Annotated in this window: 13 protein-coding genes and 1 tRNA gene; 4 read left to right on the top strand and 10 right to left on the bottom strand. The window is 70.8% G+C overall.

Features of this window, described 5'->3' with window-relative positions; all coding sequences use genetic code 11:
* Positions 1-172 precede the first annotated feature (172 nt).
* Together B7K20_RS01255 and B7K20_RS01250 are read left to right on the top strand one after the other, a co-directional pair.
* Positions 173-964: a DUF1206 domain-containing protein gene (locus B7K20_RS01255; protein ID WP_084099690.1), complete on the top strand. Its 792-nt coding sequence runs from the start codon at positions 173-175 to the stop codon at positions 962-964.
* Positions 964-1,692 carry a phosphatase PAP2 family protein gene (locus tag B7K20_RS01250; RefSeq protein ID WP_084099689.1) on the top strand — a complete coding sequence of 243 codons (729 nt, stop codon included), beginning with the start codon at positions 964-966 and terminating at the stop codon, positions 1,690-1,692. Before B7K20_RS01255 ends, B7K20_RS01250 begins: the two co-directional genes overlap by 1 nt.
* Before the next feature lie 27 nt (positions 1,693-1,719).
* Here B7K20_RS01250 and B7K20_RS01245 read toward each other — a convergent pair whose 3' ends face one another.
* The 3 genes from B7K20_RS01245 to B7K20_RS01235 all read right to left on the bottom strand — a co-directional run bounded on the left by B7K20_RS01245 (position 1,720) and on the right by B7K20_RS01235 (position 4,645).
* Positions 1,720-2,700: a ribose-phosphate diphosphokinase gene (locus B7K20_RS01245; RefSeq protein WP_084099688.1), complete on the bottom strand. Its 981-nt coding sequence runs from the start codon at positions 2,698-2,700 to the stop codon at positions 1,720-1,722.
* Positions 2,701-2,784: 84 nt separating this feature from the next.
* Complete coding sequence (gene glmU / locus B7K20_RS01240) at positions 2,785-4,329, bottom strand: bifunctional UDP-N-acetylglucosamine diphosphorylase/glucosamine-1-phosphate N-acetyltransferase GlmU (protein WP_084099687.1); 1,545 nt, start codon at positions 4,327-4,329, stop codon at positions 2,785-2,787.
* Between the two features lie 241 nt (positions 4,330-4,570).
* Positions 4,571-4,645, bottom strand: a tRNA-Gln gene (locus B7K20_RS01235).
* Between the two features lie 95 nt (positions 4,646-4,740).
* On the opposite strand from B7K20_RS01235, the gene B7K20_RS01230 reads away from it, so the two are divergent.
* Both B7K20_RS01230 and mscL read left to right on the top strand, forming a co-directional pair.
* Positions 4,741-5,355: a TetR/AcrR family transcriptional regulator gene (locus B7K20_RS01230; protein ID WP_084099772.1), complete on the top strand. Its 615-nt coding sequence runs from the start codon at positions 4,741-4,743 to the stop codon at positions 5,353-5,355.
* A gap of 57 nt (positions 5,356-5,412) precedes the next feature.
* Positions 5,413-5,871 (top strand): large conductance mechanosensitive channel protein MscL, encoded by a 459-nt coding sequence (mscL, locus tag B7K20_RS01225; protein ID WP_084099686.1) that lies wholly within the window; start codon positions 5,413-5,415, stop codon positions 5,869-5,871.
* Positions 5,872-5,922: 51 nt separating this feature from the next.
* Here mscL and B7K20_RS01220 read toward each other — a convergent pair whose 3' ends face one another.
* The 7 genes from B7K20_RS01220 to rsmI all read right to left on the bottom strand — a co-directional run bounded on the left by B7K20_RS01220 (position 5,923) and on the right by rsmI (position 13,082).
* Positions 5,923-6,852 (bottom strand): 4-(cytidine 5'-diphospho)-2-C-methyl-D-erythritol kinase, encoded by a 930-nt coding sequence (locus B7K20_RS01220; protein ID WP_084099685.1) that lies wholly within the window; start codon positions 6,850-6,852, stop codon positions 5,923-5,925.
* Entirely contained in the window at positions 6,849-7,733 is an 885-nt protein-coding gene (gene rsmA, locus B7K20_RS01215) for a 16S rRNA (adenine(1518)-N(6)/adenine(1519)-N(6))-dimethyltransferase RsmA (protein ID WP_084099684.1), read from the bottom strand. The genes B7K20_RS01220 and rsmA overlap by 4 nt, the downstream gene beginning before the upstream one ends.
* 4 nt (positions 7,734-7,737) lie before the next feature.
* Positions 7,738-8,544 carry a G5 domain-containing protein gene (locus B7K20_RS01210; RefSeq protein ID WP_084099683.1) on the bottom strand — a complete coding sequence of 269 codons (807 nt, stop codon included), beginning with the start codon at positions 8,542-8,544 and terminating at the stop codon, positions 7,738-7,740.
* Positions 8,545-8,678: 134 nt separating this feature from the next.
* On the bottom strand, positions 8,679-9,515 hold the full coding sequence (locus tag B7K20_RS01205; RefSeq protein ID WP_084099682.1) for a TatD family hydrolase: 837 nt from the start codon (positions 9,513-9,515) through the stop codon (positions 8,679-8,681).
* Entirely contained in the window at positions 9,512-11,308 is a 1,797-nt protein-coding gene (gene metG, locus B7K20_RS01200; RefSeq protein WP_084099681.1) for a methionine--tRNA ligase, read from the bottom strand. The genes B7K20_RS01205 and metG overlap by 4 nt, the downstream gene beginning before the upstream one ends.
* 83 nt (positions 11,309-11,391) lie before the next feature.
* Positions 11,392-12,246, bottom strand: a complete 855-nt coding sequence (locus B7K20_RS01195; RefSeq protein ID WP_084099680.1) for a M15 family metallopeptidase — start codon at positions 12,244-12,246, stop codon at positions 11,392-11,394.
* A complete protein-coding gene (gene rsmI, locus B7K20_RS01190; RefSeq protein WP_084099679.1) occupies positions 12,243-13,082 on the bottom strand; it encodes a 16S rRNA (cytidine(1402)-2'-O)-methyltransferase in 840 nt (279 codons plus the stop codon). The genes B7K20_RS01195 and rsmI overlap by 4 nt, the downstream gene beginning before the upstream one ends.
* Positions 13,083-13,126 lie beyond the last annotated feature (44 nt).

Genomic DNA, 13,126 nt, shown 5'->3' with positions numbered 1-13,126 from the left:
GGAGCCAGGCAAGGCAGGCGTCAAACATCACACCGCCGCGTCGATCACGTCGGCGCCCAGAGGGGCCCAACCTCGCCGTGGAACTCGAATAGTGTACCCGACGCCGCCCCGCTCGGGCACGTCGACGGCGGCACGCGGAATACGACCGGCCTCGCCGAATGTTGTTAGGCGCATGGCTACGACACCGACGTCCATCAGGCAGGGCTCCAGCGGAGACGCCTGGGAGAAGGGCGCCCGCGCAGGGTACGCCGTCTCCGGCGGTCTCCACCTCATGCTCGGCTACCTCATCGCACAAGTCGCCTTCGGAGGCGGCGGCGAGGAGGCGAGCTCCAGCAACGCGCTGTCTCAGGTGGGCGAATCCACCCTTGGCGCGGTCCTGCTCTGGATCGCTGTGGTCGCCTTCGCGGCGCTGGGCCTATGGCAGTTGGCCGATGCCACACTCTCCCACCGCAAGGCGAGCGACCGTTTCAAGGCGCTCGCCAAGGCAGGTGTGTACCTGGTTCTCGCGGTCACCGCCGCGTCGGTCGCGATGGGCTCGTCTGGCGGCAGCGACGACCAGCAGGCCGAGGGCCTGGTGTCGACGGCGCTGGGGTGGCCCGGCGGCCAGTTCATCGTCGGCGCGGTGGGCCTCGGCATCATCGCGGCGGGCCTCTTCCACATCGTGAAGGGCGCCAAGAAGAAGTTCCTGGAGGACCTCACGGGCGTCCCGCGCGGATCGGGTAAGGCCGTGCGCGGGCTCGGCATGGTCGGGTACATCGCGAAGGGCATCGCACTCGGCGCCGTGGGCGCCCTGATCACCTACGCGGCCGTCACCGCCGATCCCGACAAGGCCGAGGGCCTCGACGGCGCGGTCCAGAGCCTGCTCGACCTGCCCGGTGGGCAGATCATCGTGGTGCTCGTCGGCGTCGGCTTTGCCGCCTACGGCCTGTACTCGTTTGTCCGCGCCCGCTACGCGAGGATGTGATGAGAGTGATCTCCCCCGGACCTTGGCCCGTCGCGCCCACCGGACGCGAAACCGGACGGGCGATGCTGCGCCGCGTCCTCTTTCCCGCCGCCGTCCTGTGGGTCGCCGTCGTGGGAGTGGGATTCCTCGTCGTCGACGTCGTCGCGCTCGACGAGCGCGCCATCAGCGAGGCCTTCGTCGACGTGCGCACCCCTGCCATGAACACCGTCACGGCGGTGGTCTCCGAGATGGGCAACACCCAGGTCCTGATGGCCACATGCCTCCTTGTGGTCGTCATCGTGTGGTGGCAGACCAAACAATGGTGGTTCGCGATGGTGCCGGCGCTCGCGCTCGGCGTCGAGGCCCTCGTGTTCCTGACCGCCTCCATCGTCGTGGGCCGCGAGCGCCCCGAGGTCGAGCAGCTCGATCACGCGCCGCCCACCTCGAGCTTTCCCAGCGGCCACACGGGGGCCTCGACCGCCGTGTACCTCGCCTTCGCGCTGTGCGCGACGCGCATCCAGAACGCCGGCCTGCGCGTGTCCGTGCAGGTCATCTGCGTCGTGGTGCCCGTGGGTGTGGGACTCTCGCGCGTCTACCGCGGCATGCACCACCCCACCGACGTCATCGCCGGCTGGGCCGTGGGCACCACGTGCGCGCTCATCGCGTGGAGTTGGCTGCCGCTGCGCGACGCGGCCGCACTGGCCGCACGGGCAGAAGCGCCCCTCACCGCAGGTGAGGGGCGCCCCTAAGCCGGCGACCGCATCGGCCGCCTGACATCAGACGTTGCCGTTGAACAGGCTGGTGACGGAACCGTCGTCGAAGATCTCCCGCACGGCGCGAGCGAGCAGAGGCGCGATCGACAGGATGGTGAGCTTGTCGAAGCGGGACTCCTCGGGCACCGGCAGGGTGTCGGTGATGACGACCTCGCTCACGCCGGAATCGCGCAGGCGCTGGACCGCGGGGCCCGACAGCAGTCCGTGCGTCGAGGCGACGATGACGTCCTTGGCGCCGTTCTCGAACAGGGCCTCGGCGGCCTGCACGATGGTGCCGCCGGTGTCGATCATGTCGTCGACCAGCACACAGGTGCGGCCCTCGACCTCACCGACCAGCTCGTGCACCTTGACCTGGTTGGGCACGGACGGGTCGCGACGCTTGTGGATGATCGCGAGCGGGGCACCCATGTGGTCGGACCACTGGTCGGCCAGGCGCACGCGGCCCGCGTCGGGCGAGACGATCGTCAGGTTGTCGGGGGCGACGCGCGAGCGCACGTACTGCGCGAGCAGCGGCATGGCCCACAGGTGGTCGACGGGGCCGTCGAAGAAGCCCTGGATCTGCGACGTGTGCAGGTCCACCGACATGATGCGGTCGGCGCCTGCGGTCTTGAACAGGTCGGCCATCAGGCGGGCGGAGATCGGCTCGCGGCCCTTGTGCTTCTTGTCCTGACGGGCGTAGCCGTAGCAGGGCATGATCACGGTGATGCGCTTGGCCGAGGCACGCTTGAGCGCGTCGACCATGATCAACTGCTCCATGATCGCCTCGTTGATGGGCGCCGCGTGCGACTGCAGGACGAACGCGTCCGCGCCACGCACCGACTCACCGAAGCGCACATACAGCTCGCCGTTGGCGAAGGTGTACGCGGTGGTCGGGAGGAGTTCGATGCCCAGCTCGGAGGCCACCGCATCGGCGAGCTCGGGGTGTGCCCGACCACTCGCTAGGACCATCCGCTTCTCGCTAGCGTGCGAGATGTCTGAGCTCATGACACTCCTCATGTCGAGTTCTGGGCAGGCGCAGGCTCTACTCTAATGGCCGCGCGGGGGTGCGTGGTGTGGCGACGGTCCTGATCAGCGCTCGTCGGGGTGCGTGGGCGGCTCCGCCTCGGGGCTCGTCGCCGACTGCGGCTCCTCGGTCGCGGCCTTCGCCGCCTTGGCCGATGCCGTGCCTGGCCTGCGCGACACGACCCACCCGTCCACGACCTGCTGGGGCACGTGGTTGCGCGCGAGCGATCCCGCGGGGACGTCGCGACGGACGGTCGCACCGGCGCCCGTGTACGCACCGTCGCCGATCGTGACCGGCGCGATCAGCTGGTTGTCGGAGCCGATGCGCACGTGGCTTCCCACCGTGGTGTGGTGCTTATGGACGCCGTCGTAGTTGACGAAGATCGTCGCGGCGCCGATGTTGCTGTGCTCGCCGATGGTCGCGTCACCCACATACGACAGGTGCGGGACCTTCGAGTGGGCGCCGATGGCGGCGTTCTTGGTCTCGACGAAGGCGCCGATCTTGCCGTCGGCTCCCAGGTGCGTGCCTGGACGCAGGAACGAGAAGGGCCCGACGGTTGCCCCGCCGTCGATGACCGCACGCGTGCCGTGGGTGCGGGTCACGGTGGCGCCGGCGCCCACCTGGACGTCGGTGAGGGTGGTGTCGGGGCCCACGGTGGCGTTGGTGGCGATCTCGGTGGCGCCGTGCAGCTGGGTGCCGGGCAGGATGGTCGCGTCGGGCGCGAGCTGGACGTCGGCATCGATCCACGTGGTCGCGGGGTCCACGATGGTGACGCCCTCGCGCATCCAGTGCTCGACGATCCGGTCGTTGAGGGCGCGGCCCAGCGCGGCGAGCTGGACGCGGTCGTTGACGCCCTCGACGGATTGGGCGTCGGGCGCGACGAAGGCGTGGGTGTGGCCGCCCGCGGCGCGCGCGATCGCGATGACGTCGGTGAGGTACATCTCGCCCTGGGCGTTGTCCTGCCCCAGGTGGGACAGGGCGTCGCGCAGGTGGGCCGCGTCGAAGACGTAGATGCCGGCGTTGATCTCGGTGATCGCGCGCTGGTCCTCCGTGGCGTCCTTCTGCTCGACGATCGCGAGCACCTCGCCCGCGTCGTCGCGCACGATGCGGCCGTAGCCGGTGGGGTCGGGCACCTGGGCCGTCAGCACTGTCACGGCCGCGCCGTGCTCGGCGTGCGCGTCGACCAGCTGGCCCAGCAGCTCGCCGTCGACGAGGGGCACGTCGCCGCTCGTGACGACGATGGCGCCTTCGACCTGGGTCTCCATCACGGAGTTGTCGCCCGCGGCGCCCGCCGCGACCTGCGCGGCGATCGCTGTCGCATCGAGGGCGGACAGGCCGCAGTAGACGGCGCGTCCCGTGCCGGGGATGTCGTCCTGATCGGCCAGCAGTGCCTGAGGCGCGAGCTCCTCAATGTGCGCGGCGACACGGTCGCGCTCGTGGCGCACCACCACGACCACGCGCTGGGGCTCGAGCGCCGCGGCGGCGTGGAGGGCGTGGCCCACGAGCGAGCGCCCGGCGATCTGGTGGAGCACCTTGGGTGTCGCGGACTTCATGCGGGTACCTGCGCCGGCCGCGAGGATCATCACGGCTGCGGGACGGGAATGACTCACCGGATCCCCTTGTCTGGCGCGGGTCGCGCCGTCGATCGGACTCGTGGACTCACTCTATCCGCGCCCCACCCGGCGCCCCACCCGGCGCACCCCGGCCTGTGCCGCTCACCACACGGCAGTGACGCATGGTGCCGGTGAGGCTCATGGGGATACCCATGAGCCTCACCGGTCTCGTGCGCACCAGCCGTGTGTTGCGCGGTACGCGCGAGGGCGATCGAGCGCAGAATTTCGAGGGGTGCCGTGGCTCCGCCCACAGGATTCGAACCTGTACTGCGAGGCTCCAAAGGCCTGCGTGCTGCCGTTACACCAGGGCGGATCGGCGGCCCGGGCAACACCCGGGTGCCCCAGTCTGCCAGGATTCGCGGCACACTAGGGACCGTGACCGACGAACGCAAGGCTCCCCGCGCCCGCATGACGGCGCGCGATCGGCGCGAGCAGCTGCTCACCGTATCGCGCTCCCTGTTCGCCGAGCGCGGGTTCGAGGGCACGTCCGTCGAGGAGATCGCGGCGCGTGCCGACGTGTCGAAGCCCGTGGTGTACGAACACTTTGGCGGCAAGGAAGGCGTGTACGCCGTCATCGTCGACCGCGAGGTCGAGGCGCTCCTCGGCGCCCTGTCAGGAGCCCTCGCCGAGCGCGGCCACCCCCGCCAACTGGTCGAGCGTGCCGCCCGCGCCCTGCTGGACTACATCGAGTCCTCCCCCGACGGCTTCCGCATCCTGGTGCGCGATTCGCCCGTCGCGCAGGCCTCCGGGACGTTCTCCTCGCTCATCGGCGACGTCGCCAACCAGGTGGAGCACCTGCTCGCGCATCAGTTCGTCAAGCGCGGGCTCGACCCAGCCTCGGCGCCCATCTACTCGCAGATGCTCGTGGGCATGGTGGCGCTGACCGGACAGCACTGGGCGGAGGTGCGCGAGCCCAGCAAGGACGAGGTTGCCGCCCACCTCGTGAACCTCGCCTGGAATGGGCTGAGCAACTTCGAGCGCGACCCGATGGCGCCCGGCTCGGACACCACCCCCCTCGCCTAGCGACAACACCCCTGGTCCTGCCCTATCGTCGGGCATAACGACTTTTGGGAGGACGTCATGATTCAGGGATTCAAGGCATTCATCACCCGCGGCAACGTGGTGGATCTCGCGGTCGGCGTGGTCATCGGCGCGGCCTTCACGGCCATCGTCAACGCCCTCGTCAACTCGATCATCAACCCATTGATCGCGGCGATCTTTGGTCAGTCGGACCTCGCGCAGGTCGCGACCTGGACCCTGAGCGACGGCGGCACTCCTGATGACCCTGCCGACGATGCCATCCTGTCCTTCGGCGCCGTCCTCGATGCGGCGCTCAACTTCCTCTTGGTTGCCGCCGCCATCTACTTCCTTGTCGTCCTGCCGCTCAACCGGCTTGCCGAGCGCCGCAAGAAGGACGAGCCCGCGCCGGGCGAGTCTGTCTCGCCTACCGAGATCGAGCTCCTAGTCGAGATCCGCGACGCCATCCTGGCCAGCAAGACGGCCGATGCCGCGGGTCCTGAGGAGCCGAAGGCGCCGTAACGCCGGGGCGCCTCCCGTAGGCGCCAGTGACCGTCTGGTCGCCTGTGGCGCCTACGGCGCCTGGATGGTCGCGCCCGTCGCGGGAGCCGATGCCGTGAGCACCGTGTCCGCGACCTCCTCCGCCCTGAGGTGGGCGGCGATCGCGAGCGCGTGCTGGCGCGAGCGCGCCAGGGCGGCGACGGTCGGTCCGGACCCGGACACCATCACGCCGAGAGCGTCGGCGTCCTCCGCGGCGTCGATCACGCGGTGAAGGCGCGGCGCCAGCGTGAGGGCCGGGCCCTGCAGGTCGTTGTGGAGGCTCGCGCCCAGGGCGTGGGCGTCTCCGGCCATGAGCGCCGTCATCACGGCCTCGCTGATGCGCGGCTCCCCCACCGCGATTTCGCCAGCCGCGACCTGGCGGTCGAACTCGCCGTACACGGCGGGCGTGGACAGGCCCCACGACTGCGTGGCGAGGACCCAGTGGAACTCGCCGTGCGTCATCGCGGGCGACAGGTCGGAGCCGCGCCCCAGGCCCACGGCCGTGTGGCCGTGCAGCGCAAAGGGGACGTCCGCGCCAATCGTGGCGGCGACGGTGTCCAGCTCGGCGCGCGACAGCGCGAGCTCCCACGCCTCGGCGCAGGCCAACATTGCGGCGGCGGCGTCGGCCGATCCCCCGGCCATGCCGCCCGCCACGGGCACGCCCTTGACGATGTGCAGATCCGCGCCGTCGTCCACGCCGTAGGTGTCGCGCAACGCCTGCGCCGCGCGCACCACGAGGTTGTCGGGCCCGGTGGGCACGGCCGCGACGTCGATGCCCAAGCCGCGCGGCGCCTCCACGGTGACGCGGAGCTCGCCGTCCTCGCGGGGAGTCGCGGTGACGGTCTCGAACAGGTCCACCGCCTGGAAGACGGTCGCGAGCGGGTGGTAGCCGTCCTCGCCCAGGGCCCCGACGGCCAGTTGCAGGTTGACCTTGCCGGGGGCGCGGACCGTGACGGCTCTCATGCCTGTAGCGTGCCAGACCCGTCCGCGACAGCGCCGCCGCTAGCCGCCAGCGCCTCGGCGATGCGCGCGAAGTCCTCGATGCCCAACTGCTCACCGCGGGTCAGCGGCGGGATGCCGACACTCAGCAGCGCCGCCTCGGCGGCCGCGCCCGAGCCCGCAAGCCCGGACAGCGCACCGCGCAGCCCCTTGCGTCGCTGCGCGAACGCCGCGTCGATCACCGCGAAGACCTCCTTGCGGGACGCCGTCGTCGTCGGCTGCTCGCGCCGCTCCATCAGTACCAGCGCGGAGTCCACCCGCGGCACGGGCCAGAACACGGCGCGGCCCACGTCGCCCGCGCGGCGCGTGGCGGTGTACCAGGCAGCCTTCGCCGACGGGATGCCGTAGGTGCGCGAGCCGGGTGGCGCGGCGATCCGGTCGGCCACCTCGGCCTGCACCATCACGAGCACCTTCGCGAGGGCGGGGAAGGTCTCGAGGAAGTGCAGGATCACCGGCACGGAGACGTTGTAGGGCAGGTTCGCGACCAACGCATCGGGCGACGTCGGCAGCTCGGTCACGCGAAGCGCGTCCTGGTGGATGACCGTCAGCCGCTCGGCGGCCTCCGGCGCATGCGAGGCAACGGTGTCGGGCAGCGCCGCCGCGAGGATCGGGTCGATCTCCACCGCGGTCACGCGGGCACCGGCCTCGAGCAGCGCGAGCGTCAGCGAGCCCAGGCCGGGGCCCACCTCGACCACGTGGTCGCCTGGCTGGACGCCGGCGATGCGCACAATGCGGCGCACCGTCCCGGCGTCGACCACGAAGTTCTGCCCCCACTTCTTGGTGGGCGCGGTGCCGAGCGACTCGGCCAGCGAGCGAATCTCGGACGGGCCGAGCAGGTCGGCCACGGGTTTAGTACCAGCCGATGCGCTCGGAGTGACCCCACGCGGCGCACGGGGTGCCGTAGCGACCGCTGATGTAGCCCAGGCCCCACTTGATCTGCGTCGCGGGGTTGGTGGCCCAGTCGGATCCGGCCGAGGCCATCTTCGAGCCGGGCAGCGCCTGCGGGATGCCGTGGGCGCCCGAAGAGCTGTTGTGGGCGTTCGAGTTCCAGCCCGATTCACGCGTCCACAGCGCGTTGAGGCAGCTCCACTGGTCGCCGGTCCAGCCGCGAGCGGCGGCCAGCTCCTTGCCGATCGCGCGGTTGGTGCCGGAGTTGGAGACGCCGGTGGGGATCTTGGGTGCGGCGGGCTCGGTGCGGGTGCCGATGGCGACGACCTCGTCGACCGGCTCCTCGACCACCACGGACATGGCCTCTTCGCGCTCGACCTCGACGCCGTCCTTCATGGTGACGTTGTAGCTGACCAGCAGCGTGCCGTCCTCACCCTCGGTGACGACCTTCTCGGTGCCCTTGTCCTCGGATGAGTCGTTCTTCTCGACCGAGCCGTGCTCGATCGCGACTTCCTTGGTCTCGGTGACGATCGAGATGTCCGCCGCGGCAGCCTCGACGGGCGCCAGCGTGGTCTGGGCGATCGACTCGGCCTCCTCGGAGGAGGGGGCGGCGAAGGCGTTCACACCCACGGAGGCGAACGATCCGAAGGCGAAGGCGCCCACCGCGGCGGTGGCGATCACGCCCTGAGCGGTGCGCACGCGCACACCCTTCTTGTGACGCTGCTCCCGGCGTCCTCCAGGGGCAGGCGTCGTGCGTCGGTAACTCAAGCGGTCAATCCTTTCGTCTCGTCGCGGCCATCAGTTTTCGCGACGATTCACCGGACTGTTATCTCATAGTTACATTCGGATGCGCCAGTCCTAGGTACGGCCGATGCCATAGCCGGGCGGGTGATAAAGGTCACCTACCAGGGACCATACAGGTCGTTCGAGGTCTCCCAGATCCGGGTGCAGAACGCCTCGAGATCCATGCCGAGCACGTCGGCGAGGGTGCGGGCGGTGATCGCCGCCATCGCCGGGGAACCCGGCTGACCACGGTGCGGATGGGGCGTGAGGAACGGCGCGTCGGTCTCGACGAGCATGCGGCTGGGCGGCGTCACGGCGGCCGCGGCCCGCAGCGCATCGTTGTTCTTGAAGGTCACGGTGCCGGCGAACGACAGGTACCAACCCTCGGCCACCGCGAGGCGCGCCATGGCGGCGTCTCCGGAGAAGCAGTGGAACACGGTGACGTCGGGCGCGCCGTCCGCCAGCAGCACCTCGATGACGTCGGCGTGCGCGTCGCGGTCGTGGATCTGCAGCGGCAGGTCCAGCTCCTTCGCCAGCGCGATGTGGTCGCGGAAGGAGCGCAGCTGCGCGTCGCGTCCCTCGGGCCCGGTGCGGAAGTAGTCCAGCCCCGTCTCCCCCACCACGCGGATGCGCTCGCCGCGCGCGAGCGAGGCGATCTCCGAGAAGGCGGCCTCGTAGTCACCTGACTCGGCGAGCACCGCCGCGTCGTTGGGGTGCAGCGCCACCCCGCCAAGCATCTGCGGGAACCTAGCCACGGCATCGGCCGTCCAGCGAGCCGACTCCAGGTCGCAGCCGATGTTGACCACCCGGGTGACCCCGGCATCGGCCGCCTGAGCGAGCCGCGCCTCGACGGACAGCGGCTCGTCGCCGGCCGGGTACTCGAGGTGGCAGTGGTTGTCGACGATGGGCGCCGGGAGCGCCTCAGGGACGGGCGGCCAGGCTCCGCGGCGCGTCACTCGTCGTCGCCACGCATCCGCTGCAGCTCGTCCTCCACGATGGAGTCGTCGAGCTTGACGAACACGGGCGAGGGCTTGTCGACGGGCGTGCCGGGCACAATGTCCCTGCGGCCCCACGTGCCGTGCGCGGCCGAGTAGTCGCCCTGGATGACCGGGTAGTGGCGGCCCGCGATGTCCAGGTCGTCGACCTCGTTCATCTGGGGCATGGGCGCGATGGTGTCGGTGCCGCCCAGGGCCTCGTGGACCTTCTGAGCGCTGTGCGGCAGGAACGGCGCGAGCATCGTGTTGGCGTCGGTGACCAGCTGCGCGGCGACGCCCAGCACGGTCTCCATGCGCGCGGGATCCTCGGTCTTGAGCTTCCACGGCGCGGTGTCGGCCAGGTACTTGTTGGCCTCGCCCACGGCCTTCATGGCCTCGGAGATCGCCGCGCGCTGACGGTGCGCACCCAGCAGGTCGCCCACCGTCGTGAACGCGGCCTCGGAGGCGGCGAGCACCGCGCGGTCCGCGTCGGTCGCGCCCTCGAGCGAGGGGATGGTACCCACATTCTTGTGCAGCAGGGTCGCGGTGCGGTTGACGAGGTTGCCCCAGCCGGCGACCAACTCGTCGTTGGTGCGGCGCTTGAACTCGGACCACGTGAAGTCGGAGTCGTGGCTCTCGGGACCCGCGGTCGCGATGAAGTAGCGCAGCGCGTCGGGCTGGTAGCGGGCCAGCATGTCGCGCACGTAGATGACGTGGCCGCGGCTCGAGGAGAACTTGGCGGACTCCATGGTGAGGAACTCGCTCGAGACCACCTCGGTGGGCAGCTGGAGGTCGCCGAACGGCGACAGCTGACCGCCCTTGGACCCGCGACCGTTGGCCGCGAGCAACTCGGCGGGCCAGATCTGCGAGTGGAAGGTGATGTTGTCCTTGCCCATGAAGTAGTAGGACAGCGTCTCGGGGTCGTTCCACCACTGACGCCACGCGTCGGGCTCGCCCTCGCGGCGCGCCCACTCGATCGAGGCGGACAGGTAGCCGATGACCGCGTCGAACCAGACGTAGAGGCGCTTGGCGGGGTTGTCCTCCCAGCCCGGCAGCGGGATCGGAATACCCCAGTCGATGTCGCGCGTCATGGCGCGCGGGCGCACGTCCGCGAGGAGGTTGCGCGAGAAGTTCAGGACGTTGGGGCGCCAGCCGTGGCGCGAGCCCAGCCAGTCCGACAGCGGCTCGACCATGGCGGGCAGGTCGAGGAAGAAGTGCTCGGTCTCGATGAACTTGGGCGTCTCGCCGTTGATGCGGCTGACGGGGTTCTTGAGGTCGATCGCGTCGAGCTGGTTGCCGCAGTTGTCGCACTGGTCGCCGCGCGCGCCGTCGTAGCCACAGATGGGACAGGTGCCCTCGATGTAGCGGTCGGGAAGGGTGCGGCCCGTGGACGGCGAGATGGCGCCGCGCGTGGTCTGCTCGATCATGTAGCCGTTCTTGTGCACGGCCGTGAACATGTCCTGCACCACCTGGTAGTGGTTGCCGGTCGTGGTCCGGGTGAAGAGGTCGTAGCTGAGGCCCAGCGACACCAGGTCCTCGACGATGACGCGGTTGTAACGGTCCGCGAGTTCCTGAGGGGTCACGCCCTCGCCCTCGGCCTGGACCAAAATCGGCGTGCCGTGCTCGTCGGTACCCGAGACCATGAGGACGTCGTGGCCCGCCATACGCATGTACCGGCTGAAGACGTCCGAGGGCACGCCGAAACCGGCGACGTGGCCGATGTGACGGGGCCCGTTGGCATACGGCCAGGCGACAGCGGAGAGGATGCGTGACATGGCGACCATCCTAGTGACCGTGCGGGGCGCCTTTCGCGGCGGTGCCAACGGCCGATGCCGTGGCTGGGTTCTCCCGTGAGGCGTCAGTCGTAGTCGGGGGCCGCGGGGAGGCCCAGGTGCTCCTCGAGCGTGGCTGCGCCGCCTTCTTCCAACGCGGCGGCCAAGTCCGTACCCACGTAGCGCACGTGCCACGGCTCGTACACATAGCCGGTCACGTCCTGCTGGCCGCGCGGGTAGCGCACCACAAAGCCGTACTCCCAGCCGTGCTCGGCGACCCACTGTCCGGCCGCCTCGTCGCCAAAGCAGCGCTTGATGCGGCATGCCGAGGACGCGTAGATGTCGACCGCCAGGCCCGTCTGGTGCTCGGAGTAGCCGGGCCTTGCGGAGAACGTCTCGGCCGAGCCCACGCCGCGGCGCGCCGAGTAGTCGGAGAAGAGCGACTGCTGGAAGCCGAACGCCCGGTAGGCGGTCGAGACGGAGAATCCGGCCCCGGCATCGGCCGCCGCCACATGCATCGCCTGCAGGGCATCCGCGGCCTCGGTCCGCATGCGCTGGCTGCCGCCACCGGGGATGCCGGTCAGCGCGACGAGGTCGGCCGGCGCGAAGGTGAGCGGCTCGAGCGGGCGCGTCTTGTTGACGACCACCGTGACCGAGGCCGGATCGTCGATGTCGAAGGCCAAGACTGCCGTCACCGACGGGGCATCGAGAGGCATCGAGACGTCTGGAGCTGTGACCGCGGCGATGCCTGAGCCCGGGGATGCCGCGCCGGGCTCGGCGGTGACCGTCACCGCGGGGATCGGAACATCCTCGGCTCCCGTGACCGCGTCCGGGCCGTAGGCCCACGCCGCTGTGCCGCCTGCCGCGCCGACCACGGCGACCGCGAGCGCGGCCGCTACTGCGGTCGTGGGCCGGCGCTGCCGCGAGTGAGATCCCGTCACGCGGAGCCCTGACGCGCGGCGAGGACGGCGGCATACAGTTCGCGCCGGGGCACGCCCGCGGTGGTGGCGAGGTCCGCCACGGCGTCCTTGGCGCGCTCGCCCGCCTCGACCCGGGCGAGGGCCTCGGCGACCAGGGCCTCCATGGTGGGGGCCTGCGCCGGACGGCCCGCGACGGTGACGACGATCTCGCCGCGCACGCCCTCGCCCGCCCAGGCGGCCAGGTCCGCCAGGGGCCCACGCCGGGTCTCCTCGTGGGTCTTGGTGAGCTCGCGGGAGACCGCTGCCGGGCGCTCGGCACCGAAGGCGAGGGTCATCGCCTCGAGCGTGGCCGCGAGCCGGTGCGGTGCCTCGAAGAACACCATGGTGCGGGGCTCGGTCGCCAGGTCGGTGAGCGCGCGGGCGCGCTCGCCCTCCTTGCGCGGGAGGAACCCTTCGAAGCAGAACCGGTCGGTGGGCAGGCCCGACAGCGCGAGCGCGGTGAGCACGGCCGAGGGTCCAGGCAGCACCTCGACCGCCACCCCGGCCGCCGCCGCGGCCTCGACCACACGGAAGCCGGGGTCGGAGACCGTCGGCATGCCGGCATCGGAGACCAGCACCACGAGCGCGCCGGCCGCGGCGCGGGCCACGAGGTCCGCCGCGCGGTCGCGTTCGTTGTGGTCATGCACCGCGAGGACCTCGGCAGTGACGTCGATCTCGAGCCGTCTGGCGAGGTCGCGCAGGCGGCGCGTGTCCTCGGCGGCGACCACATCCGCCTCGGTGAGGGCCGTACGGAGCCTCGCCGACGCATCGGCCGTATTGCCGATAGGAGTGGCCGCGAGCACAAGCCGTCCTGTCATGGTCCCAAGCGTCGCATACGGCCTGCCAGGTTTCTGGCGGCCCG

This window comes from Demequina sp. NBRC 110051 (assembly GCF_002090055.1).
GTDB lineage: Bacteria > Actinomycetota > Actinomycetes > Actinomycetales > Demequinaceae > Demequina.
The sequence above is the reverse complement of the archived record's forward strand: the minus strand, read 5'-3'. Positions and strand labels throughout refer to the sequence as shown.

Coding starts and splice junctions, on each gene's coding strand:
- B7K20_RS01255 (WP_084099690.1), top strand. CDS start 173: ATGGCTACGACACCGACGTCCATCAGGCAGGGCTCCAGCGGAGACGCC.
- B7K20_RS01250 (WP_084099689.1), top strand. CDS start 964: ATGAGAGTGATCTCCCCCGGACCTTGGCCCGTCGCGCCCACCGGACGC.
- B7K20_RS01245 (WP_084099688.1), bottom strand. CDS start 2,700: ATGAGCTCAGACATCTCGCACGCTAGCGAGAAGCGGATGGTCCTAGCG.
- B7K20_RS01230 (WP_084099772.1), top strand. CDS start 4,741: ATGACGGCGCGCGATCGGCGCGAGCAGCTGCTCACCGTATCGCGCTCC.
- mscL (WP_084099686.1), top strand. CDS start 5,413: ATGATTCAGGGATTCAAGGCATTCATCACCCGCGGCAACGTGGTGGAT.
- B7K20_RS01220 (WP_084099685.1), bottom strand. CDS start 6,852: ATGAGAGCCGTCACGGTCCGCGCCCCCGGCAAGGTCAACCTGCAACTG.
- metG (WP_084099681.1), bottom strand. CDS start 11,308: ATGTCACGCATCCTCTCCGCTGTCGCCTGGCCGTATGCCAACGGGCCC.
- rsmI (WP_084099679.1), bottom strand. CDS start 13,082: ATGACAGGACGGCTTGTGCTCGCGGCCACTCCTATCGGCAATACGGCC.